This is a genomic window from Streptomyces coacervatus (genome assembly GCF_029223485.1).
In the GTDB taxonomy this organism is placed as follows: Bacteria; Actinomycetota; Actinomycetes; order Streptomycetales; family Streptomycetaceae; genus Streptomyces; species Streptomyces coacervatus.
The window spans coordinates 79261-102680 of the sequence record NZ_JARHTP010000010.1; the positions used below are offsets into that span (position 1 = coordinate 79261).

General features: G+C 70.4%; 16 protein-coding genes. 12 read left to right on the top strand and 4 right to left on the bottom strand.

What is annotated here, in order from left to right; genetic code table 11:
• Positions 1–160: 160 nt before the first annotated feature.
• Together lepA and P2Q00_RS24730 are read left to right on the top strand one after the other, a co-directional pair.
• Positions 161–2029: a translation elongation factor 4 gene (gene lepA, locus P2Q00_RS24725; protein WP_275774879.1), complete on the top strand. Its 1869-nt coding sequence runs from the start codon at positions 161–163 to the stop codon at positions 2027–2029.
• A 266-nt stretch (positions 2030–2295) separates the two neighbouring features.
• A complete protein-coding gene (locus P2Q00_RS24730; protein WP_275774881.1) occupies positions 2296–4170 on the top strand; it encodes an AMP-dependent synthetase/ligase in 1875 nt (624 codons plus the stop codon).
• Between the two features lie 79 nt (positions 4171–4249).
• Here P2Q00_RS24730 and P2Q00_RS24735 read toward each other — a convergent pair whose 3' ends face one another.
• Together P2Q00_RS24735 and P2Q00_RS24740 are read right to left on the bottom strand one after the other, a co-directional pair.
• Positions 4250–4825: a response regulator gene (locus tag P2Q00_RS24735; protein ID WP_275774882.1), complete on the bottom strand. Its 576-nt coding sequence runs from the start codon at positions 4823–4825 to the stop codon at positions 4250–4252.
• 12 nt (positions 4826–4837) lie between these two features.
• Positions 4838–8986: a HAMP domain-containing protein gene (locus P2Q00_RS24740; RefSeq protein ID WP_275774883.1), complete on the bottom strand. Its 4149-nt coding sequence runs from the start codon at positions 8984–8986 to the stop codon at positions 4838–4840.
• A gap of 102 nt (positions 8987–9088) precedes the next feature.
• On the opposite strand from P2Q00_RS24740, the gene P2Q00_RS24745 reads away from it, so the two are divergent.
• The 3 genes from P2Q00_RS24745 to P2Q00_RS24755 are packed head-to-tail and all read left to right on the top strand — an operon-like array spanning position 9089 to position 13101.
• The gene (locus tag P2Q00_RS24745) at positions 9089–11182 is read left to right on the top strand and encodes an ATP-binding SpoIIE family protein phosphatase (RefSeq protein ID WP_275774884.1); all 2094 of its coding nucleotides are present in this window, start codon (positions 9089–9091) and stop codon (positions 11180–11182) included.
• Between the two features lie 40 nt (positions 11183–11222).
• A complete protein-coding gene (hemW, locus tag P2Q00_RS24750) occupies positions 11223–12455 on the top strand; it encodes a radical SAM family heme chaperone HemW (RefSeq protein ID WP_275774885.1) in 1233 nt (410 codons plus the stop codon).
• Positions 12456–12486: 31 nt separating this feature from the next.
• Positions 12487–13101 carry a hypothetical protein gene (locus P2Q00_RS24755; RefSeq protein ID WP_275774886.1) on the top strand — a complete coding sequence of 205 codons (615 nt, stop codon included), beginning with the start codon at positions 12487–12489 and terminating at the stop codon, positions 13099–13101.
• Here P2Q00_RS24755 and P2Q00_RS24760 read toward each other — a convergent pair.
• Together P2Q00_RS24760 and P2Q00_RS24765 are read right to left on the bottom strand one after the other, a co-directional pair.
• Positions 13085–13891 (bottom strand): DUF3097 domain-containing protein, encoded by an 807-nt coding sequence (locus P2Q00_RS24760; RefSeq protein ID WP_275774887.1) that lies wholly within the window; start codon positions 13889–13891, stop codon positions 13085–13087. The two genes, P2Q00_RS24755 and P2Q00_RS24760, sit on opposite strands and share 17 nt — an antisense overlap.
• 34 nt (positions 13892–13925) lie before the next feature.
• Positions 13926–14654 (bottom strand): MBL fold metallo-hydrolase, encoded by a 729-nt coding sequence (locus P2Q00_RS24765; RefSeq protein WP_275774888.1) that lies wholly within the window; start codon positions 14652–14654, stop codon positions 13926–13928.
• 152 nt (positions 14655–14806) lie between these two features.
• On the opposite strand from P2Q00_RS24765, the gene hrcA reads away from it, so the two are divergent.
• From hrcA to P2Q00_RS24800, 7 genes are all read left to right on the top strand, one after another.
• The gene (gene hrcA, locus P2Q00_RS24770; RefSeq protein ID WP_275774889.1) at positions 14807–15823 is read left to right on the top strand and encodes a heat-inducible transcriptional repressor HrcA; all 1017 of its coding nucleotides are present in this window, start codon (positions 14807–14809) and stop codon (positions 15821–15823) included.
• A complete protein-coding gene (dnaJ, locus tag P2Q00_RS24775) occupies positions 15824–16960 on the top strand; it encodes a molecular chaperone DnaJ (protein ID WP_275774890.1) in 1137 nt (378 codons plus the stop codon).
• Between the two features lie 156 nt (positions 16961–17116).
• Positions 17117–18193 (top strand): nitronate monooxygenase, encoded by a 1077-nt coding sequence (locus P2Q00_RS24780; RefSeq protein ID WP_275774891.1) that lies wholly within the window; start codon positions 17117–17119, stop codon positions 18191–18193.
• Positions 18190–18942 (top strand): 16S rRNA (uracil(1498)-N(3))-methyltransferase, encoded by a 753-nt coding sequence (locus P2Q00_RS24785; protein ID WP_275774892.1) that lies wholly within the window; start codon positions 18190–18192, stop codon positions 18940–18942. Before P2Q00_RS24780 ends, P2Q00_RS24785 begins: the two co-directional genes overlap by 4 nt.
• Positions 18943–18961: 19 nt before the next feature.
• Complete coding sequence (locus P2Q00_RS24790; RefSeq protein WP_275774893.1) at positions 18962–19354, top strand: VOC family protein; 393 nt, start codon at positions 18962–18964, stop codon at positions 19352–19354.
• A gap of 73 nt (positions 19355–19427) precedes the next feature.
• Entirely contained in the window at positions 19428–19997 is a 570-nt protein-coding gene (locus tag P2Q00_RS24795; protein WP_275774894.1) for a hypothetical protein, read from the top strand.
• Positions 19998–20052: 55 nt separating this feature from the next.
• Complete coding sequence (locus P2Q00_RS24800; RefSeq protein ID WP_275774895.1) at positions 20053–23295, top strand: S41 family peptidase; 3243 nt, start codon at positions 20053–20055, stop codon at positions 23293–23295.
• Positions 23296–23420 lie beyond the last annotated feature (125 nt).

Genomic DNA, 23420 nt, shown 5'->3' on the forward strand with positions numbered 1-23420 from the left:
AGTTGTGCCTCTTGCTGAGAGGGCATGAGACACAGCCACCCAGAGTACCAGTGGCCCTCCCGACGGCCCAAAACGGTCCCAGGTCGCCACCCGTGGGACCATGGAACCTACGTATCGATCCGACCCGAGGCACAAGGCGCCTCAAGAGACAGGACCCTGCGTGCCCGCGACCCCTAACAATGTGCCCGAGCCGAGCCGTACCGACCCGGCTCAGATCCGCAATTTCTGCATCATCGCGCACATCGACCACGGCAAGTCCACGCTCGCCGACCGCATGCTCCAGCTGACCGGCGTGGTCGACCAGCGGCAGATGCGTGCTCAGTACCTCGACCGGATGGACATCGAGCGCGAGCGCGGCATCACGATCAAGTCCCAGGCGGTGCGCCTGCCCTGGGCTCCGACTCACGAGCCCGGCAACACGCACATCCTCAACATGATCGACACCCCGGGGCACGTCGACTTCACCTACGAGGTCTCGCGGTCGCTGGCCGCCTGTGAGGGCACCGTCCTCCTCGTCGACGCCGCCCAGGGCATCGAGGCCCAGACCCTCGCCAACCTCTACCTGGCGATGGAGAACGACCTCACGATCATCCCCGTACTGAACAAGATCGACCTGCCGGCCGCGCAGCCCGAGAAGTTCGCCGAGGAGCTCGCCAACCTGGTCGGCTGCGACCCCGACGACGTGCTCAGGGTCTCCGCCAAGACCGGCCTCGGCGTCGACGCACTGCTCGACAAGGTGGTCAAGGAGATCCCCGCGCCGGTCGGAGTGAAGGACGCCCCCGCCCGCGCCATGATCTTCGACTCCGTCTACGACTCCTATCGCGGCGTCGTGACGTATGTACGAGTCGTCGACGGACAGCTCAACAAACGTGAGCGGATCCGGATGATGTCCACCGGTGCCACGCACGAGCTGCTGGAGATCGGGACCAACTCGCCCGAGATGCTCGGTGCGGACGGGCTCGGTGTCGGTGAGGTCGGTTACCTCATCACCGGCGTGAAGGACGTCCGCCAGTCCAAGGTCGGTGACACCATCACCAGCCTGGCCAAGGGCGCGACCGAGGCCCTCGGGGGATACAAGGACCCGAAGCCGATGGTCTTCTCCGGGCTGTATCCGCTGGACGGGTCCGACTACCCCGAGCTGCGTGACGCCCTCGACAAGCTCCAGCTCAACGATGCCGCGCTCGTCTACGAGCCGGAGACCTCCGCCGCCCTGGGCTTCGGTTTCCGCGTCGGTTTCCTGGGGCTCCTCCATCTCGACGTCATCCGTGAGCGGCTGGAGCGCGAGTTCGGGCTCGACCTGATCGCGACCGCGCCCAACGTGGTCTACCGCGTGATCATGGAGGACGGGGCCGAGCACACGGTCACCAACCCCAGCGAGTTCCCCGAGGGCAAGATCAACGACGTGTACGAGCCCGTCGTACGCGCCACGATCCTCGCCCCGAGCGAGTTCATCGGGTCGATCATGGAGCTGTGCCAGACCCGCCGCGGCACCCTCCTCGGCATGGACTACCTCTCCGAGGACCGCGTCGAGATCCGCTACACGCTGCCCCTGGCGGAGATCGTCTTCGACTTCTTCGACCAGCTGAAGTCGAAGACGCGCGGCTATGCGTCGCTGGACTACGAGCCCACCGGCGAGCAGACCTCCAGCCTGGTCAAGGTCGACATCCTGCTGCACGGCGACAAGGTCGACGCCTTCTCGGCGATCACCCACAAGGACGCTGCCTACGCTTACGGTGTGCGGCTCGTGGCCAAGCTGCGCGAGCTCATCCCGCGGCAGGCCTTCGAGGTGCCGATCCAGGCCGCCATCGGCTCCCGGGTGATCGCCCGCGAGACCATCCGCGCCATCCGCAAGGACGTCCTCGCCAAGTGCTACGGCGGCGACATCTCCCGTAAGCGCAAGCTCCTCGAGAAGCAGAAGGAGGGCAAGAAGCGGATGAAGATGGTGGGTTCCGTGGAGGTTCCACAGGAGGCCTTCATCGCCGTGCTCTCCAGTGATGACAGCGCGGGGTCGGGCAAGGGCAAGAAGTAACCGCGGGTAACAACGGGTTACGGAACCAATCCGGACACAACAGGGGCTCGCCGTACGAAAGTGCGTCGGGCCCCTACGCGTGCGTAGTGTCGCTCTCTGTAGGAAGTGACAGGCCGCCGCCCCTTACGAACCGGCCGGTCGGGCTCTACCCTGATCTCTGCTCGATAGTTACTCGCGAGTTAAACAACAGCGCGCGAGTCGATACAGCCGCAGTCAATACCGCCGCACTTGAGCCAGCCGCACTGCCGCGGGCCCCGGAGGATGTCGTGAGCGACACACAAACCCTGATCGAGAACCGTCCGCCGAGCGTGGCGAACCTCTTCCTGGAGCGCGTTGCGGCCACACCGGACGCCGAGGCCTACCGGTATCCGGTGGCCCCCGCCTCCGGTGCGGGCCCCGACGACTGGAAATCGCTGAGCTGGGGGCAGGCCGCAGAGCGGGTCTACGCGATCGCGGCCGGTCTGATCGAACTCGGCGTGCAGCCCGAGCAGCGCGTTGCGCTCGCCGCCTCCACCCGGGTCGAGTGGATCCTCGCCGACCTCGGCATCCTGTGTGCCGGAGCGGCCACGACCACGGTCTACCCGCAGACCAACGCCGACGAGTCGGCGTTCATCCTCTCCGACTCCGAGAGCCGGGTGCTGATCGCGGAGGACGCGGCCCAGCTCGCCAAGGCGGTCGAGAAGAAGGCCGAGCTGCCCGACCTCACGCATGTCGTCGTGATCGACCCGGCCGGCGTCGAGACCAGCGACTGGGTCCTCACCCTCACCGAGCTGGAGGCCCGTGGCGCAGCCCGGCTGGAGAAGGATCCCGACCTGATCAGGGAGCGGATCGGTGCGATCACGTCCGATCAGCTCGCGACCCTGATCTACACCTCTGGCACCACCGGCCGCCCCAAGGGTGTGCGCCTGCCGCACGACAACTGGTCGTACATGGCGAAGTCGATCGCCGCGACCGGTCTGATCAGCTCCGAGGACGTGCAGTACCTGTGGCTGCCGCTCGCGCATGTCTTCGGCAAGGTGCTCACCTCGGGCCAGATCGAGGTCGGGCACGTCACCGCCGTCGACGGCCGTGTGGACAAGATCATCGAGAATCTGCCGGTCGTGCAGCCGACGTACATGGCGGCCGTCCCGCGCATCTTCGAGAAGGTCTACAACGGGGTCGCGGCCAAGGCGAAGGCCGGCGGCGGCGCCAAGTACAAGATCTTCCAGTGGGCCGCCGAGATCGCCCGCGAGTACGCCAAGGTCGCGCAGGACAACTTCCGGCGCACCGGCACGGCGTCCGTCCCGTTCTCGCTCGGTGCCAAGCACAAGGCCGCCGACGCGCTGGTCTTCGCCAAGATCCGCGAGGCGTTCGGCGGGAACCTGCGGGCGTGTGTCTCCGGGTCGGCCGCGCTCGCGCCCGAGATCGGCTATTTCTTCGCCGGCGCGGGCATCCACATCCTGGAGGGCTACGGCCTGACCGAGTCCTCCGCCGCCTCGTTCGTGAACCCCGGCGAGGCCTACCGCACCGGTACGGTCGGCAAGCCGCTGCCCGGCACCGAGGTGCGTATCGCGGACGACGGCGAGATCCTGCTGCGCAGCCCCGGCATCATGGAGGGCTACCACGGGCTGCCCGAGAAGACCGCCGAGGTGCTGGAGTCGGACGGCTGGTTCCACACCGGTGACATCGGTGAGCTGTCCCCGGACGGCTATCTGCGCATCACCGACCGCAAGAAGGACCTCATCAAGACGTCCGGCGGCAAGTACATCGCGCCTGCCGAGGTCGAGGGACAGTTCAAGGCGGTGTGCCCGTACGTGTCCAACATCCTGGTGCACGGGGCCGACCGGAACTTCTGCACGGCGCTGATTGCTCTGGACGAGCCGTCCATCCTCGACTGGGCCAAGGAGAACGGGCTGGAGGGCAAGTCGTACGCCGACGTCGTGGCCGCGCCGGCCACCGTTGCCCTGATCGAGGGGTACGTCAAGGAGCTCAACGAAGGGCTTCAGCGGTGGCAGACGGTGAAGAAGTTCCGGCTGTTGCCGCGTGACCTCGACGTGGAGCACGGGGAGATCACGCCCAGCCTGAAGCTGAAGCGGCCGGTTGTTGAGCGGGAGTACAAGCACCTCATTGATGAGATGTACGCGGGGGCGCGCGAAGCGTAGGGGGTGGCGCGGGTTGTTTCGCGGCTGACGGTTCGTCGTGGTTGATCGCGCAGTTCCCCGCGCCCCTAAAAGCCAAAAGCTAAAAGCCGCGGCCTCTGGCTACAAGTTGCCGTAGCTCCCGGACCTGCACACGCAGTGCTGCCAGGTCCGGGGGCTCCTCGGTGTCCAGCTGCCTTTCCAGTTCGGTCAGCCTGCTGCCCACCTCGCCGTACTCCGCCTGTTCCTGTGCCAGCAGTCTTTCCAGCTGCAGGTTCTTGCGGTGCAGGTCCAGGAAGACCGTGACCTTTGCCCGTAGGACCCAGGGGTCGAAGGGCTTGGTCAGGTAGTCCGCGGCTCCTGTGGCGTAGCCGCGGAACGCATAGCCGGAGTCGTCCTCCGCGCCGGTCAGGAAGATGATCGGGACGTCCTTGGTCTGGTCGAGCCGTTTGATGTTCGCGGCAGTCTCGAATCCATCCATGCCGGGCATGCGGACGTCGAGCAGGACGAGGGCGAAGTGCCGGCGCAGCAGCGCCTTCATCGCCTCCTCGCCCGAACGTGCGCGTACCAGCGGCTCGTTGAGGGACCCCAGGACGGCCTCCAGCGCGATCAGGTTGTCCTCCATGTCGTCCACGAGGAGGATGCTGGCGCGCTCGTTGCTCGTTGCCTCAGCGCTCATGGTGAGTGTGCCTCATTCGGTGTTCGGCCCGGCCGCCGCTTCTTCGGTCGTGCCCGGCTCCGGGGCAGCGGTGTCGGTGGTCCCGTCCGGGCTCTCAGGATCCAGGAGCGCGCAGACGACCGTCAGGAGCTGGTCGACATCCACCGGCTTCGGTACGTAGTCGTTCGCACCGCGCCCGATGGATTTCTCGCGGTCTCCGGGCATCGCCTTCGCGGTCAGGGCGACGATCGGCAGACCGGTCCAGCGGGGGGTGCGGCGGATGGCGGCGATGGTCTCGTAGCCGTCCATCTCCGGCATCATGATGTCCATCAGGACGAGTTCGACGTCAGGGTTGCGCTCCAGTGTCTCGATGCCCTCGCGGCCGTTCTCCGCGTACAGGACCGGCATGCCGACGCGGCCGAGGACATGGGTGAGGGCGAAGACGTTGCGGATGTCGTCGTCGACGATCAACACCCTGCGTCCGGGCAGGACCTGACCGGGCCGGCCGACTTTCCACGCCTCCAGTTTGGTGGGGGCCGGCCAGGAGTCGTCCACGTCGTGCGCGGCGGTGAACGGTTCGGTGGACAGCTGCTCCGGCACCGGCAGGGCCCGCTCCTCGGGGGCCGGTTCGGTCGCCGGGTGCCCGGGGCTGACGACGGGGACGTACAGCGTGAAGGTGGACCCCTTGCCGGGCTCGCTGGTGGCGACGATACGGCCGCCGAGCAGGCCCGCGATCTCCCGGCTGATGGACAGGCCGAGACCCGTGCCGCCGTACTTGCGGTTGGTGGTGCCGTCGGCCTGCTGGAACGCCTCGAAGATCACCGGGAGTTTCTCGGCCGCGATGCCGATGCCGGTGTCCGAGACGGCGAAGGCGATCACGTCGTCGCTGTCGCGGACGCCCAGGGGCTCGGCGTCCTTGATCCGGTTCACGCGCAGCTCCACCCGGCCCGTCGCGGTGAACTTGATCGCGTTGGAGAGGAGGTTGCGCAGGATCTGCTGCAGTCGCTGCTCGTCCGAGTACATCTCGCGCGGCACGTCCTCGCCGACCGACACCTCGAAGGCGAGGCCCCGGTCGAGGGTGAGCGGGCGGAAGGTGGCGTGGACGTAGTCGAGCAGTTTGATGAGCGGCAGCTTCTTCGGGCGTACGTCCATCCGGCCGGCCTCGATCTTGGAGAGGTCGAGGATGTCGTTGATCAGCTGGAGCAGGTCGGAGCCCGAGCGGTGGATGGTCGTGGCGAACTGCACCTCCTGGTCGGAGAGATGGCCGTCCGGGTTGTCGGAGAGGAGCCTCGCCAGGATCAGCAGGGAGTTCAGCGGGGTGCGCAGCTCGTGCGACATGTTCGCCAGGAACTCCGACTTGTACTGGGAGCTGGTCGCGAGCAGGGCTGCCTTCTCCTCCAGTTCGGCGTTGGAGCGCTGCAACTCCGCCTGCTGCTTCTGGAGTTCGTCGGAGCGCTCCTGGAGCTGCATGGCCAGGCGCTGGGACTCGCCGAGCAGGGACTCCGTACGCGAGTTGGCGATGATCGTGTTGATCGCGACGGCGATGGTGTTCACGAACTGGTCGAAGAAGGCGAGGTGGACATCGGAGAAGCGGGAGAAGGAGGCCAGCTCGATCACGCCGAGGAGCTTGTCCTCGAAGAGGATCGGGATGATGACGACGCTGGTGGGGGCCGCCTCGCCGAGCCCACTGTTGATCTTGATGTAGTCCGGCGGGGCCTCCTCGACCAGGATCCGCTTCTTCTCGCGGGCCGCCTGCCGGACCAGGCCGTGCACCGGGAGGCCGCCGGTCTCGATGGTGGTGCCCTGGGCCGAGCCGTACCCGGCGATGAACGCGAGTCCCTTCGTGGGCACGGTGGTGCGCAGCGCGGCGCCCTCCTCGTCCGGGTCGGCCAGGAAGAACGCGCCGTACTGGGCGTTGACCAGCGGGGTCAGCTCGCGCAGCAGCAGGTCGGCGACCTCCATCAGGTCGCGGTGGCCCTGCATCAGGGCGGCGAGGCGGGCCAGGTTCGATTCCAGCCAGTCCTTCGCGCGGGTGGTCTCGCGGAGGTTGGCCACCATCAGGTTGATGTTGTCCTTCAGCTCGGCGACCTCGCCCTGGGTCTCCACGGTGATCGAGCGGGACATGTCGCCCTGGGCCACGGCGGAGGCGACCTCGGCGATCGCGCGGACCTGGGTGGTCAGGTTCGATGCCAGTTCGTTCACGTTCGTCGTCAGGCGTTTCCAGGTGCCGTAGACGCCCTCGACCCTTGCCTGGCCGCCGAGTTGGCCCTCGGAGCCGACCTCGCGGGCCACTCGAGTGACCTCGGAGGAGAAGGAGGAGAGCGTGTCGACCATGGTGTTGATGGCGGTCTTCAGCTCCAGGATCTCGCCGCGCGCGTCCACGTCGATCTTCTTGGAGAGGTCGCCGTTGGCGACGGCCGTCGTCACCTGGGCGATGTTCCGCACCTGTGAAGTGAGGTTGTCCGCCATGTAGTTGACGTTGTCGGTCAGGTCCCGCCACACCCCGGACACACCCAGCACCTGGGCCCGGCCGCCCAGCCGTCCGTCGGTGCCGACCTCGCGTGCCACGCGCGTGACCTCGTCGGCGAAGGCGCGGAGCTGCTCCACCATCGTGTTGACGGTGTCCTTCAGCTCCAGGATCTCGCCGCGCGCGTCGACGGTGATCTTCTTCGACAGGTCGCCGTTGGCGACGGCGGTCGTCACCTGGGCGATGTTGCGGACCTGCGAAGTCAGGTTCAGCGCCATGAAGTTGACGTTGTCGGTGAGGTCTTTCCAGACGCCGCTGACGCCCCGCACCTGCGCCTGACCGCCGAGGTTTCCCTCGGTGCCGACCTCGCGGGCGACGCGGGTGACCTCGTCGGCGAAGGCGGACAGCTGGTCCACCATCGTGTTGATCGTGGACTTCAGCTCCAGGATCTCGCCCTTCGCCTCGACCGTGATCTTCTTGCCGAGGTCGCCCTGCGCCACGGCGGTCGAGACGAGGGCGATGTTGCGGACCTGCGAAGTCAGGTTGTCCGCCATGAAGTTGACGTTGTCGGTGAGGTCTTTCCAGACGCCGCTGACGCCCCGCACCTGCGCCCGGCCGCCGAGGTTTCCCTCGGTGCCGACCTCGCGGGCGACGCGGGTGACCTCGTCGGCGAAGGCGGACAGCTGGTCCACCATCGTGTTGATCGTGGACTTCAGCTCCAGGATCTCGCCCTGCGCGTCGACCGTGATCTTCTGGCTCAGGTCGCCGTTGGCGACGGCGGTCGTCACCTGGGCGATGTTGCGGACCTGCGAAGTCAGGTTCGAGGCCATGAAGTTGACGTTGTCGGTGAGGTCCTTCCAGACCCCGCTGACACCGCGCACCTGGGCCCGTCCGCCCAGCTGGCCCTCGGTGCCGACCTCGCGGGCGACGCGGGTGACCTCGTCGGCGAAGGCGGACAGCTGGTCCACCATCGTGTTCACGGTCAGCTTCAGTTCGAGCAGCTCACCGGTCGCCTCGACCGTGACCGTACGGGTCAGGTCACCGCGGGCCACCGCCGTCGTCACCAGGGCGATGTCACGCACCTGGGCGGTCAGCCGGGACGCCATCGTGTTGACGGCCTCGGTCACATCCCGCCAACTGCCCGAGAGCCCAGTCACCTTGGCCCGCCCGCCGAGCCGCCCCTCGGTGCCCACCTCACGTGCGACCCGGGTCACCTCGCCCGTGAACAGCGACAGCTGGTCGACCATCTTGTTCACGGCCCGGCCCAGCCGCCGCAGATCACCGCGCAGCTGCCGGTTGCCGTCGTGCAGGTCGACCCGCTGGGTCAGATCACCGCCGGCCACCGCGTCGAGCACCCGCGTCGCGTTCGCCGCCGGGGCCACCAGGGCGTCAAGCAGCTGGTTCACATCGTTGACCCGGGAGGTCCAGGCGCCCTGCCCCGGGCTGGCGGTGACCCGCTCGTCGAGCCGCCCGTGCCGGACCAACTCCCGCTTCACACGCTGCACTTCCCCGTTGAAATGCGTGTTGCGGTCCATGATCTGGTTGAAGAGGGCCGTCAGCTCGGCCACCAGCCCGTGGCCCGTCTCCGGAACTTTTGCGAAGTCGCCGTCCCGGGCGGCGGTCATCGCTGCGAGCAGCGGGCGCAGCTCGGATGCTCGGACTTGTTCCGGTTTTTGACCGTCTTCGAGCACACGCGTAGCACTGTTCTCACTCATGGCGGCCCACTTCGGTAACTCGGCGCTTATGGGCGAGGCCAGTCTGTCACTCTGTCGGCATCGACTGAGGCGAATTCGTCCGAACCGCTCGGGGAGCTGTCCATGGGGGCCATTCCGACGCAACGGGAGACCGCCTCCTGCGCCTGCGATACGCCTGCACAGCTGCACGCGACCGGGCACGGGACGGCGGACCCGCGTGCGCAGACGTACACGACGCTGCCCGGGAGCCCCCTCGCGCCGGGTGCCGCCCGCGCACTCGTACGCACCGCGCTCGCCGACTGGGCCGAGGCCCGCCTCCCCGGCGCCGAACACCTCACCGACCGGCTCGCCGACGACGCCGTGCTGGTCGTCAGCGAACTCGTCACCAACGCCGTGGTGCACGCGGGCACCGAAGTCGAGGTCGAGTGCCGTATGGAGGAGGCGGCCGGCGCGCTCGTGGTGGAGGTCTCCGACCACCATCCCTCCCGGGCGCCCCGCGACTCGGACGCCGAAGCACCGTACGAGACGGCCGAAGTGCCGTACGGGACATCGGAGTACGGCCGAGGACTGCGCCTCGTCTCCACGCTCGCCGAATCCTGGGGCGTCACCTTCCGCAGGGGCACCAAGACGGTGTGGGCGCGGCTGCCCGCCGAGTGGCGGCCGGCCGCGGGCGCAAAAGGGGGCGCGGCGTCAGCCGCTCCAGTGGAGCCGGTGCTTGCACCGGGGCACGCCGGCCGGCACGCGCTGGAACGCGGCCTGCGCGCCGCCGAGATACTCGCCCCCGACCCGCAGCGCGCCGAGCGCGACCGGGACTGGCTGCACCGGGGCGCCCTGTCCTTCCTCGCCGAGGCCTCCGATCTGCTCGCCGGGCAGCTCGACGAGAACCTGGTCGCCGCGCTCGCCGGACAGCTGATCGTGCCGCGGCTCGCCGACTGGTGCGCGGTGTGGCTGGAGGACGAGGTCATGGGGCGGTGGGGGTCCCCCCGCTCGGGCGCATTCGAGAGCGGCGGAGGCTGGGCCGACGGCACCGCGGGCGCCGGGCCCCGCCTCGCCCGCGTCTGGCACTGCAGCGAGAACCGGATCGAGGAACTGCGCCGGGCCCTGGAGAAGGACCCGCCGCACCTGCCCGAGACGACGGGTGCCTCCCCGGCCATGGGGGTCCCCCCGCCCGACCGGAACCGGGAGTGGGCGAGGAGCCGGGAGTGGGGGAGGTCCGGCCCGGTCTCCTACCCCTGGCCCGGAGAGGCGCTCGACGTGCGCGAGGAGCACGGCGCCGCGCTCGCCTACCGCCTGATCGCGGGCGGCCGCCCGCTCGGCACGCTCGTCATCGGACGCGCCGGGCTGCTGCGCTTCCCCGACGAGGTCACCGGGCTCGTCGAGGACCTCAGCCGCCGGGTGGCGCTCGCCATCGGAGCGGCCCGCCAGTACGCCCGCCAGGCCACCATCAGCCAGGTCCTGCAACGCGGACTGCTGCCCGCCGGCGTCGCCGAGATCCCGGGCGTACGCAGCGCGCTGGTCTACGAGCCGTGCGACAAGGGCGGCCCCAGCGGCGACTTCTACGACCTCTTCCCGGCCGGCGACGGCCGCTGGTGCTTCGCCGTCGGCGACGTCCAGGGCAAGGGCCCCGAGGCCGCCGTGCTCATCGGCCTGGCCCGTCCCTGGCTGCGCCTTCTCGCGCGCGAGGGCTACCGCGTCGCCGATGTCCTCGACCGCCTCAACCGCCTCCTCCTGGACGACGCCACGGAGGCCGCGGACGCCGCCGCCCGGGCCCTGGTACGGCCGCCCGCCCCCGGCGACGGCCCGCAGACCCGCTTCCTCTCCCTCCTCTACGGCGAGCTGACCCCCTTCGACGGCGGCATCCGCTGCACCCTCGCCTCCGCCGGCCACCCCCTCCCGCTGCTCCTCGGCCCCGACGGCGCCGTCCGCACGGCCGCCCGCCCGCAGACCCTCCTCGGCGTCATCGAGGACGAGACGTACACCAGCGAAACCTTCGAACTCCGCCCCGGCGACAGCCTCCTGTGCGTCACGGACGGCGTGACGGAGCGCCGCTCCGGCTCCCGCATGTTCGACGACGCCGACGGCCTCTCGACCGCCCTCGCCGGCTGCGCGGGCCTGAGCGCGCAGCTGATCGCGGAACGCATCCGCAGGCTGGTGCACGAGTTCGGCGGGCGACCGCCGGAGGACGACCTGGCGCTGCTGGTGCTGCAGGCGGAGTGAGGAGTCGGAGGAGTCGCGCGGGTACGGGACAATGGAAGGCATGCCTTCCGCACTCCCCGACGGCGAGCCGGTCCCCGCCGACGGCGCTCTCCCCGCCTCCGCACTCGCCGGGTCGGCCGACCGCCCCCTCGGCTTCTATCTCCACGTCCCGTACTGCGCGACCCGCTGCGGCTACTGCGACTTCAACACCTACACCGCCACCGAGCTGCGCGGCACGGGCGGCGTCCTCGCCTCCCGCGACAACTACGCGGACACCCTGATCGACGAGATCCGCCTGGCCAGGAAGGTGCTGGGCGACGACCCCCGCGAGGTGCGCACGGTCTTCGTGGGCGGCGGTACGCCGACCCTGCTGGCCGCCGGTGATCTCGTAAGGATGCTGGGGGCGATCCGCGACGAGTTCGGCCTGGCGGCGGACGCGGAGGTGACGACGGAGGCGAATCCGGAGTCGGTGGACCCCGCGTACCTGTCCGCATTGCGCGAGGGCGGCTTCAACCGCGTCTCCTTCGGCATGCAGAGCGCGAAGCAGCATGTGCTGCGCGTGCTGGACCGCACTCATACGCCGGGGCGGCCGGAGGCCTGCGTGGCGGAGGCCCGTGCGGCCGGCTTCGAGCACGTGAACCTGGACCTGATCTACGGCACGCCGGGGGAGTCGGACGACGACTGGCGGGCCTCGCTGGAGGCGGCGATCGGAGCCGGGCCGGACCATGTGTCGGCGTACGCGCTGATCGTCGAGGAGGGCACGCAGCTGGCGCGCCGGATCCGCCGGGGCGAGGTCCCGATGACGGACGACGACGTCCACGCCGACCGCTATCTGATCGCGGACGAGGTGATGTCGGCGGCGGGCTTCGACTGGTACGAGGTCTCGAACTGGGCCACCTCCGAGGCGGGCCGCTGCCTCCACAACGAGCTGTACTGGCGCGGCGCCGACTGGTGGGGCGCGGGGCCCGGGGCCCACTCGCACGTGGGCGGCGTCCGCTGGTGGAACGTGAAGCACCCGGGCGCGTATGCGGCGGCGCTGGCGGCGGGGCGGTCGCCGGGGGCCGGGCGGGAGCTCCTGTCGGAGGAGGACCGGCGGGTGGAGCGGGTTCTGCTGGAGCTGCGGTTGCGGGAGGGGGTGCCGTTGTCCTTGCTGCGGGAGGAGGGGCGGGCGGCTTCTCGGCGGGCGCTGGGGGAGGGGCTGTTGGAGGCCGGTCCCTACGAAGAAGAGCGTGCCGTCCTCACCCTGCGCGGGCGGCTGCTGGCGGACGCGGTGGTGCGGGACCTCGTGGACTGATCGTCGTACGTACGGGCTACAGTCCCCGGTCATGATCTCCGACACAGAGCCGGACGCGGACGCGACTGTGGTGCGATACGGGTTGCGATGGCTGCTGTGGGTGCTGCCGTGGGTGGTGTTCTTCGGCGGCCTGGGCGTCGGCGGCCTGCTGACCGCGCTCTTGGGAGGCGGCCTTGGCGCGCTGTGGCTTCTGCCCGGCGTGTTCGCGGCCGTGTTCATGCTGCGCTCGGTGTGGGGGTGGCGCGGGCTGGTCACGGCCCTCGACGCGAACGGGTTCTGGGTCCTGCGGGGCAGGCAGGCCGTGCTGATCCCCTGGGACTCGCTGGCCGGGGTCGGCCTCTACTGGGCTCGTGCGGGAAAACGGCTCGTCCACACGGTGGAGCTCTGCCCCCGCGGTGACATCGACCGCGACGACCCCCTGCTCTGGGAGTTCGTCCGCGACCGGGCGCCTCTGCGTGACGGTCTGCCCCGGCTGCGCTACCGCTTCGACGTACGGCACTTCTTCGGCGTCTACGAGAAGGCGCTGCGGCGGTGGGCACCCGAGCTGTGGTTCGGGCGGATCGAGCAGCCCGGCTCCTACCTCGGGTACCCGGACCACGCCGGCCACCGGCAGCGCACCGCCGCGCGGATCACTCGGGAGCCGTGACGAAGTCGATCAACTCCTCCACCCGCCCCAGCAGTTCCGGCTCCAGATCCTTGTAGGACCGCACCCGCGACAGAATCCCCTGCCAGGCGGCCCCCGTGTTCTCCGGCCACCCCAGCGCCCGGCACACCCCCGTCTTCCAGTCCTGTCCGCGCGGCACCCGCGGCCAGCCGGCGATCCCCACCGACGACGGCTTCACCGCCTCCCAGATGTCGATGTACGGGTGGCCTACCACCAGCGCGTGCTCGCTCGTCACCGCCTCCGCGATCCGCCACTCCTTCGTGCCGGGGACGAGGTGGTCCACCAGGACCCCGAGACGGGCGTCCGGCCCCGGTGCGAATTCGGCCACGATCGACGGCAGGTCGTCCACGCCCTCCAGGTACTCCACGACCACGCCCTCGATCCGCAGGTCGTCGCCCCACACCCGCTCGACCAGCTCCGCGTCGTGCCGCCCCTCGACATAGATGCGCCCGGCGCGAGCCACGCGCGCGCGTGCGCCAGGGACGGCCACCGAGCCGGATGCCGTACGGGTGGGACGTACCGGCGTATTGCCGGTCGGGCGTACGAGTGTCACCACCCGCCCCTCCAGCAGGAACCCCCGCGGCTCCATCGGAAACACCCGGTGCTTGCCGAAGCGGTCCTCCAGGGTCACCGTGCCCGCCTCGCAGCGGATCACCGCGCCGCAGAAACCGGTCCCGGGCTCCTCGACCACCAGACCGGGCTCCGCCGGCACCTCCGGCACGGGCTTGGGCTTCTTCCACGGCGGGGTCAGATCGGCGGAGTACTGGCGCATTCGAGTGACGATAGGAGAAGCGGCCGGTCAGCGGCTACGACACGCCGAAACGCGCCGCCAGCTCCTCACGCTGCGCCCGCACGAACTCCGCATCCACCACCGCTCCGTGACCGGGTACGTACAGTGCGTCCTCGCCGCCCAGGTCGAGGAGCCGGTCGAGGGCGGCCGGCCAGTGCGAGGCCACGGCGTCCGGCCCGGCCTGCGGTTCGCCCGACTCCTCCACCAGATCGCCGCAGAACACGACCTCCGGGGCGCCGGGGACCAGGACGACGAGGTCGTGCGCCGTGTGGCCGGGGCCCACGTTCGCCAGCAGCACCTGTCTGCCGCCGCCCAGGTCCAGCGTCCACTCGCCGGAGACGTGATGCCGGGGCGGGACCAGGGCATCGACCGCCTCCTCGGCCACGCGCGCGTCCAGCCCGTTGGTCACCGCGTCCGCCCGCAGCTCCTCGCGCGCGTGCCGGGCGTCGAACAGCGTGTCCATGCCCACCGCGCCGTACACCTCCGCGCCCGCGAACGCCGCCGCCCCGAAGACATGGTCGAAATGGGGATGCGTGAGCGCGAGATGAGTCACATGGCGACCGGCGAGTTCCTGCGCCTCGGTACGCAACCGCGCGCCCTCCGCCAGGCTCGATCCCGCGTCGATCAAGAGCGCCGTGCCCTCCCCGACGACCAGCCCCGCCGTGCAGTCCCAGCCGGGCAGCCGGCACCTCCCGACCCCGGCCGCCAGCCGCTCCCACCCCAGCTCTTCCCAAGTCACCGTCATACCGCGACGCTAGCCGTACGACCACGTCCAAGGGGGCCGACCTTGCCCCGGGTGTACCCCACCGCCGTACACTGGGCCGGGGAACGCTGGCACTCGGACTGACAGAGTGCCAGGCGAAGTGCCTAGGGGACGACATTCTGGAGGTGTGCGCGATGCTTAGTGAACGACGGCTTCAGGTGCTGCGCGCCATCGTCCAGGACTATGTCGGCACCGAGGAGCCGGTGGGGTCGAAGGCCCTGACCGAGCGGCACAACCTCGGGGTGTCCCCGGCGACGGTCCGCAACGACATGGCGGCCCTGGAGGACGAGGGGTTCATCGCCCAGCCGCACACCAGCGCCGGACGGATCCCCACGGACAAGGGTTATCGCCTGTTCGTCGACAAGCTCGCGGGTGTCAAGCCGATGTCCGCGCCCGAGCGGCGTGCGATCCAGAACTTCCTCGACGGCGCCGTCGATCTCGACGATGTGGTGGCGCGGACGGTTCGGCTGCTCGCCCAGCTCACGCGGCAGGTGGCGGTCGTCCAGTACCCGTCGCTGACCCGCTCGACGGTCCGGCATGTGGAGCTGCTCTCGCTCGCCCCCGCGCGCGTGATGCTCGTGCTGATCACCGACACCGGCCGGGTCGAGCAGCGCATGGTCGACTGCCCGGCGCCGTTCGGCGAGGCCTCCCTCGCGGATCTGCGGGCGCGGCTCAACAGCCGGGTCGCGGGGCGCCGCTTCACGGACGTCCCCCGGCTCGTGGAAGACCTGCCCGAAGGCTTCGACGTCGAGGACCGGGGTACGGTCTCGACAGTGCTCTCCACTCTTCTGGAGACACTGGTCGAGGAGAACGAGGAGCGGCTGATGATCGGCGGCACCGCCAATCTGACCCGCTTCGGACATGACTTCCCCCTCACCATCCGCCCCGTCCTGGAGGCGCTGGAGGAGCAGGTCGTGCTCCTCAAGTTGCTTGGCGAGGCGGGGGATTCGGGCATGACGGTGCGCATCGGGCACGAGAACGCCTATGAGGGACTCAACTCCACTTCCGTGGTGTCGGTCGGCTACGGTTCGGGCGGCGAGGCAGTAGCCAAGCTCGGCGTGGTCGGACCGACCCGCATGGATTACCCGGGAACGATGGGAGCGGTACGCGCAGTGGCGAGGTACGTCGGACAGATCCTGGCGGAGTCGTAAGTGGCCACGGACTACTACGCCGTTCTCGGCGTGCGCCGCGACGCGTCGCAGGAAGAGATCAAGAAGGCCTTCCGGCGGCTCGCGCGCGAGCTGCACCCGGACGTCAACCCGGATCCGAAGACCCAGGAGCGGTTCAAGGAGATCAACGCCGCTTACGAGGTGCTGTCGGACCCGCAGAAGAAGCAGGTCTACGACCTCGGCGGCGACCCCCTCTCGCAGGCGGGCGGCGCGGGCGCGGGCGGCTTCGGCGCGGGTGGCTTCGGGAACTTCTCGGACATCATGGACGCGTTCTTCGGTACGGCGTCGCAGCGCGGGCCGCGTTCGCGTACGCGCCGGGGCCAGGACGCGATGATCCGGCTGGAGATCGAGCTCGACGAGGCGGCCTTCGGTACGACGAAGGACATCCAGGTCGACACGGCGATCGTCTGCTCCACCTGTAACGGGGAAGGCGCGGCGCCGGGGACCTCCGCCCAGACGTGTGACATGTGCCGCGGTCGCGGTGAGGTGTCGCAGGTGACGCGGTCCTTCCTGGGCCAGGTCATGACCTCGCGTCCCTGCCCGCAGTGCCAGGGCTTCGGCACGGTCGTTCCGACGCCGTGCCCGGAGTGCGCCGGTGACGGCCGCGTACGGTCCCGCCGTACTCTCACGGTCAAGATCCCGGCCGGTGTGGACAACGGCACGCGCATCCAGCTCGCGGGCGAGGGCGAGGTCGGTCCCGGTGGCGGTCCGGCCGGTGACCTGTACGTCGAGATCCACGAGCTGCCGCACTCCACCTTCCAGCGGCGCGGCGACGACCTGCACTGCACGGTCACCATCCCGATGACGGCCGCGTCCCTCGGCACCAAGGTGCCGCTGGAGACACTGGACGGCATGGAAGAGGTCGACATCCGGCCCGGCACCCAGTCCGGCCAGTCGATCCCGCTGCACGGCCGGGGCGTCACGCATCTGCGCGGCGGCGGGCGCGGCGACCTCATCGTCCACGTCGAGGTCATGACCCCGACGAAGCTGGACCCTGAGCAGGAGCGGTTGCTGCGGGAGCTGGCGAAGCTGCGGGGTGAGGAGCGGCCCACGGGGCAGTTCCAGCCGGGGCAGCAAGGGTTGTTCTCGCGGTTGAAGGATGCGTTCAACGGGCGCTGAGGTGGTGCTGGATGGTGCTGGGGGCTCCGCCCCCAGACCCCCGGTCGGCCCTTGAGGGGCCTTGTCCTCAAACGCCGGACGGGCTGAATATGTCGCCCCATCGCCATAGCAGTGGCCCGATTCGGACTTGTTCGGAGGACGTGACAACATGCCGTCATGTCCTCCGCGCTGACCGATCTCTTCCCTCATCCGATCGTGCAGGCCCCCATGGCGGGCGGTGTCTCCGTGCCGCATCTGGCCGCCGCCGTGTGCGAGGCCGGCGGGCTCGGGTTCCTTGCCGCCGGGTACAAGACGGCCGACGGGATGTATCAGGAGATCAAGCAGCTCAGGGGCATCACGAGCCGGCCCTTCGGCGTGAACCTCTTCATGCCGCAGCCGGAGTACGGGGACCGGGGCGCCGTCGAGATCTACGCCCACCAGCTGGCCGGTGAGGCCACCTGGTACGACACCGAGCTCGGCGATCCGGACAGCGGCCGTGACGACGCCTACGACTCCAAGCTCGCCGTACTGCTCGACAACCCCGTGCCGGTGGTCTCCTTCCACTTCGGTGTCCCGAGCCGCGAGATCCTCGAATCCCTCCGCCGGGCCGGCACCTTCACGCTGGTCACCGCGACCACCGCGGAGGAGGCCCTCGCCGTGGAGCGGGCCGGCGCCGACGCCGTGATCGCGCAGGGCGTGGAGGCCGGCGGCCACCAGGGCACGCACCGGGACAACCCGGAGACGGACGGCACCGGCATCGGACTCCTCTCGCTCATCGCCCAGGTCCGCGAGACCGTGAGCATCCCCATCGTCGCCGCCGGCGGCATCATGCGCGGCGGCCAGATCGCCGCGGCGCTGGCGGCGGGCGCGAGCGCGGCCCAGCTCGGCACGGCCTTCCTCGCCACACCGGAGTCCGGCGCGAACGCCGTCCACAAGCAGGCGCTCACCAACCCGCTGTTCGTTCGTACGGAGTTGACCCGCGCGTTCTCCGGGCGCCCGGCCCGCGGCCTGGTCAACCGCTTCCTGCGCGAGCACGGCCCGTACGCCCCCGCCGCCTACCCGGAGGTCCACCACCTCACCTCGCCCCTGCGCAAGAAGGCCGCCGCATCCGGCGACGCACAAGGCATGGCGCTCTGGGCGGGCCAGGGCCACCGCATGGCGCGCGAGCTCCCGGCCGGGCAGCTGGTGGAGGTCCTCGCCGCCGAACTCGACCTTGCCAAGACAGCGTTGTCGGGCAAGGGGGACCTCCGATGACCGCGCCGGTGTTCGTCGTCGACTCCCTGGAGGGCGTGGGGCCGGGGTCGGTCGTCGAGCTGGACGGCCCCGAGGGGCGGCACGCGGTGTCCGTACGGCGACTGCAGCCCGGCGAGGACGTGGTGCTGACGGACGGTCTGGGCCGCGGGGCCGCCGGAGTGGTCGTCCGGACCGAGGGCAAGGACCGGCTGTTCGTCGAGCCCTTTGAGTTCCCGGTCGAACCCGAGCCCAGCCCCCGTATCACCGTCGTCCAGGCCCTCCCCAAGGGCGACCGGGGCGAGTTGGCCGTCGAGACGATGACGGAGACCGGGGTCGACGCGATCGTGCCGTGGTCGGCCGCCCGCTGCATCACCCAGTGGAAGGGCGATCGGGGCCTGAAGGCCCTCGCCAAGTGGCGTGCCACCGCCCGCGAGGCCGGCAAGCAGTCCCGTCGGCTGCGCTTCCCGGAGGTCGCGGACGCGGCAACGACCAAGCAGGTTGCCGCACTTCTCGCCAATGCCGACTTCGCCGCCGTACTGCACGAGGACCGCGACTACGGCAGCGGGCCGCTGGCGACCGCCGAACTCCCCTCCGCGGGCGAGATCGTGCTGGTCGTCGGCCCCGAAGGGGGCGTCTCCGAGCAGGAGTTGGCGCTCTTCGAGGAGGCGGGTGCGAAGGCGTACCGGCTCGGGCGTAGCGTGCTGCGTACATCGACTGCGGGCACCGCGGCGACCGCCCTGCTCCTGGGCCGCACCGGCCGCTGGTCCTGAACCGATCACGGGGGACACCATGGAACTCGCCCAAGTCCGGCTCCTCGTCACCGACTTCGCCGCCTGCTACCGGTTCTACGCCGAGGTCCTCGGCCTCAAGCCGCAGTCGGGCGCGGCCGAGGGGCCGTACGAGAAGTTCAGCCCGGCCACCGGCTCGGCGGGGATCGCTCTCCAGGACCGTTCGATGATGGCCGAGGTACTGGGCGAGCTGGGCGACACGGCGACGGGCCATCGCTCCCTGGTGGTTCTGCGCGTCGACGACCTCGATGCCTACTGCGAGCAGATCGCCACCCGGGGCGCCGTCCTCCTGCACGGCCCGGCCCCCATGACCGACCGTATGCGCGTGGCCCATCTCAAGGACCCGGAGGGGAACTTGGTGGAACTGCAGGAGTGGCTGCTGCTGCGCGGCTGACGGCGGCGGCGCGGCGCTTTCGTGACCGTATGCGCTCTACCGCCGAACCGCACACGGTGGCAGGCTGCCGTCCATGGGGGCATTGAGGCGGGTTTGGCGCCGGCCGCGGGGACAGCGGGTCGCGGCCGTGGCGGTGCTTGCGGTGGTGGCCGTCGGGGGGGTCGTGGCGTGTGATCCGGGAGGGTTGAGTTCCGCTTCCGTGGCGTACACGACCGACCAGACCGCGACCAAGGAGCTGGAGAACCAGCACGTCGACGTGCAGTGGCTCAGCTGCACCGCCAACTACGGGAACAACGACAAGGCCTATACGCCCGGCAAGTCGACGCCGTCGGCGAGCGAGACCACCGTCGCCAACGTCGACTGCCAGGGACAGACCAAGGACGGACGGGAGATCACCGTCACCGGCAAGGTCACCCGCGCCGTGGACGGCGCCTGCGTACGAGGCGACCTCACCGCCAAGGTGGGCGGCAAGGTGTGGTTCCACGTGACGGGGCTCGGCAACTGCAACGCGACCCCGTCACCCATCATCAACAACCCCACCCATGGCAACGGGCAGCAGCCCGGGGCCACCGTCACCGTGACGGTCACCAGGACCATCTGGTGCAAGGGGGATCCGCAGTGCTGGCCCGTCCGGGGCAAGTGATCGGAAGCTGTCGAAAGCCCTGGCTGCGGGTAACGCCCTTGCCTAAGGTGATCGGGTGACTCAGCCCGCATCGAAGGCATCCGCTCCATCCGCCGCAACCTCTGCCTATCTCCGATTCCCGCATGTGCACGGCGAGTTGGTGGCCTTCGTCGCCGAGGACGACGTATGGCTGGCGCCTCTCGACGGCGGCTGGGCGTGGCGGGTGAGCGCGGACAACGTGCCGGTGGCCCAGCCCCGTATCTCACCCGACGGCACGACCGTCGCCTGGACCTCCCACCGCGACGGAGCCCCCGAGGTGCATGTCGCGCCGGTCGACGGAGGGCGGGCCAGGCGGCTGACGTACTGGGGGAGTTGGGGCGCCAGGGTGCGCGGCTGGACCCCGGACGGGCAGGTCCTGGTGACCAGTTCCCAGGGCCAGGCGAGCTCGCGCAGGACCTGGGCACGCGCCGTCCCGCTCGACGGCGGACCGGCCACCACCCTGCCGTACGGCCCCGTGGGCGGCGTCGCGTACGGCCCGCACACGGTGCTGCAGACCGCGCCGATGCAGTCCGAGGCCGCCTGGTGGAAGCGGTACCGGGGCGGTACGGCGGGCAAGCTGTGGATCGACCTTGGCGCCCAGGGGGCCGAAGGGGCAGGGGACTTCGTACGGCTGCACGAGGAGCTGGACGGGAACATCGAGCACCCGGTGTGGGTGGGGGAGCGGATCGCGTTCCTGTCCGACCACGAGGGCACCGGTGCGCTGTACTCCTCCCTCGCCGACGGCGCCGATCTGCGCCGCCACACACCCCTGGACGGCTTCTACGCCCGCCAGGCCGCCGGCGACGGCACCCGCGTCAGCTACGCCGCCGCCGGTGAACTGTGGCTGCTCGACGACCTCGACGGAGCCGAACCGCGCCGCCTGGACATCCGGCTCGGCGGGCCGCGCGTCGACCTGCAGCCGTTCCCGGTGAACGCCGCCCGCTGGTTCGGCTCCGCCGCCCCCGACCGCACCGCACGCGGCAGCGCGGTCTGCGTCCGCGGTGCCGTCCACTGGGTCACCCACCGGTCCGGTCCGGCCCGTGCGCTGGCCGCCGAACCCGGCGTACGGGCCCGGCTGCCGCGCACCTTCCGCGTCGAGGGCGAGGAGTGGGTGGTGTGGGTGACGGACGCCGAGGGCGACGACGCCCTGGAGTTCGCCCCGTCGACCGGCCTCGCGCCCGGCGCCACCCCGCGCAGGCTCGCCGGGGGCCGGCTCGGCCGTGTCCTGGAGCTCGCCGTGGCCCCCGACGGCAGCCGCACCGCGGTCGCCTCGCACGACGGACGGCTGCTGCTCGTCGAACGCGAGTCGGGCGAGGTGCGCGAGGTGGACCGGAGTGAGGACGGCGAAGTGTCCGGGCTGGTCTTCTCACCCGACTCGGCGTGGCTCGCCTGGTCCCACCCGGGCCCGCGTCCGCTGCGCCAGCTCAGGCTCGCCAACACCACCGACCTGTCGGTCACCGAGGCGACACCTCTGCGCTTCGGCGACTACGACCCCGCCTTCACCCTCGACGGCAAGCACCTCGCCTTCCTCTCCAGCCGCTCCTTCGACCCGGTCTACGACGAGCACGTCTTCGACCTGGCCTTCGTGGCCGGCGCCCGCCCGTATCTGATCACCCTGGCGGCGACCACGCCCTCGCCCTTCGGCCCGCAGCGGCACGGACGCCCCTTCGACGCCCCCGACAAGGACGAGACACCCGACAGCGAGGGCACCCCCACCACCCGTATCGACCTCGAAGGTCTCGCCGACCGCATCGTGCCCTTCCCCGTCGAGGCCGCCCGCTACAGCACCCTGCGCGCCGCGAAGGACGGCGTGCTGTGGCTGCGCCACCCGGTGCGCGGCGAACTCGGCGCCTCCCGTGCCACCCCCGACGCCCCCGAGCCCAAGACCGAGCTGGAGCGCTACGACCTCGTCCAGCAGCGCATCGAGTACCTCACGGGCGACGCCGACGCCTTCGAGGTCAGCGGCGACGGCAAGCGGGTCCTGCTGCGGACCGACGGCCGGCTCAAGGTCGTCCCCAGCGACCGGCGCGCCTCGAACGACGAGGACAGCGACACGAACGTCACCGTCGACCTCACCCGCGTCCGGCAGACCGTCGACCCGGCGGCCGAGTGGCGGCAGATGTACGAGGAGACGGGCCGCATCATGCGGGACCACTTCTGGCGCCCCGACATGGGCGGCGTCGACTGGGACGGCGTCCTCGACCGCTACCGCCCCGTCCTCGACCGCATCGCCACCCACAGCGACCTCGTCGACCTGCTGTGGGAGGTGCAGGGCGAGCTCGGCACCTCGCACGCATACGTCCAGCCCCGCGGCGGCCACGGCAACGGCGCCCGTCAGGGACTCCTCGGCGCCGACATCTCCCGCCACGAGGACGGCAGTTGGCGCATCGACCGGGTCCTGCCCGCGGAGACCTCCGACCCCGACGCCCGCTCCCCGCTCGCCGCACCCGGCGTCGCGGTCCGCGCGGGCGACGCGATCGTCTCGGTCGCCGGACACCCGGTCGACCCGGTGACCGGCCCCGGCCCGCTCCTGATCGGTACGGCGGGCAAACCGGTCGAGCTGACGATCTCACCGGCCGGCGGCGGCGACGTACGGCATGTGGTCGTCGTACCGGTCGCGGACGAGGTGCCGCTGCGCTACCACGCCTGGGTCGCCGACCGCCGTGCCTACGTCCACGAACGGTCCGGCGGCCGCCTCGGCTACCTCCACATCCCCGACATGCAGGCCCCCGGCTGGGCCCAGATCCACCGCGACCTGCGCGTCGAGGTGGCCAGGGAGGGCCTTGTCGTGGACGTCCGTGAGAACGCCGGCGGGCACACCTCCCAACTGGTCGTCGAGAAACTGGCCCGCAGGATCGTCGGCTGGGGCCTGCCACGCGGCATGCGGCCCTACAGCTACCCCGAGGACGCCCCGCGCGGCCCGGTCGTCGCCGTCGCCGACGAGTGGTCCGGCTCCGACGGCGACATCGTCAACGCGGCCATCAAGGCACTCGGCATCGGCCCGGTCGTCGGCACCCGGACCTGGGGCGGCGTCATAGGCATCGACAGCCGCTACCACCTGGTCGACGGCACACTGATCACCCAGCCCAAGTACGCGATCTGGCTGGAGGGTTACGGCTGGGGCGTGGAGAACCGCGGTGTGGACCCGGACGTGGAGGTGGTCCAGCGGCCGCAGGACTACGCGGCGGGCAGGGACGTCCAGCTGGACGAGGCGGTGCGGATCGCGCTGGAGGCGCTGGAGGGCAGCCCGGCAAAAACACCGCCGAGTCTGCCGACTTAAGGGGCGCGGCGCTGTGTCGACTTGCGGCTCCGCCGCGATGGGGGTCCCCCCGCTCGAGCGGAGCCGAGAGTGGGGGAGCGACCAGCCACGACGATCCCGCACCCGACGACGATACGATGCCCCCC

What these genes read in the sequence shown, in the direction of transcription:
- P2Q00_RS24735 (WP_275774882.1), bottom strand. Translation starts at nt 4,825, where the DNA reads ATGAGCGCTGAGGCAACGAGCAACGAGCGCGCCAGCATCCTCCTCGTG.
- P2Q00_RS24760 (WP_275774887.1), bottom strand. Translation starts at nt 13,891, where the DNA reads ATGCGCCAGTACTCCGCCGATCTGACCCCGCCGTGGAAGAAGCCCAAG.
- hrcA (WP_275774889.1), top strand. Translation starts at nt 14,807, where the DNA reads ATGCTTAGTGAACGACGGCTTCAGGTGCTGCGCGCCATCGTCCAGGAC.
- P2Q00_RS24755 (WP_275774886.1), top strand. Translation starts at nt 12,487, where the DNA reads ATGATCTCCGACACAGAGCCGGACGCGGACGCGACTGTGGTGCGATAC.
- P2Q00_RS24740 (WP_275774883.1), bottom strand. Translation starts at nt 8,986, where the DNA reads ATGAGTGAGAACAGTGCTACGCGTGTGCTCGAAGACGGTCAAAAACCG.
- P2Q00_RS24780 (WP_275774891.1), top strand. Translation starts at nt 17,117, where the DNA reads ATGTCCTCCGCGCTGACCGATCTCTTCCCTCATCCGATCGTGCAGGCC.
- P2Q00_RS24785 (WP_275774892.1), top strand. Translation starts at nt 18,190, where the DNA reads ATGACCGCGCCGGTGTTCGTCGTCGACTCCCTGGAGGGCGTGGGGCCG.
- P2Q00_RS24765 (WP_275774888.1), bottom strand. Translation starts at nt 14,654, where the DNA reads ATGACGGTGACTTGGGAAGAGCTGGGGTGGGAGCGGCTGGCGGCCGGG.
- P2Q00_RS24790 (WP_275774893.1), top strand. Translation starts at nt 18,962, where the DNA reads ATGGAACTCGCCCAAGTCCGGCTCCTCGTCACCGACTTCGCCGCCTGC.
- hemW (WP_275774885.1), top strand. Translation starts at nt 11,223, where the DNA reads ATGCCTTCCGCACTCCCCGACGGCGAGCCGGTCCCCGCCGACGGCGCT.
- P2Q00_RS24795 (WP_275774894.1), top strand. Translation starts at nt 19,428, where the DNA reads ATGGGGGCATTGAGGCGGGTTTGGCGCCGGCCGCGGGGACAGCGGGTC.
- P2Q00_RS24745 (WP_275774884.1), top strand. Translation starts at nt 9,089, where the DNA reads ATGGGGGCCATTCCGACGCAACGGGAGACCGCCTCCTGCGCCTGCGAT.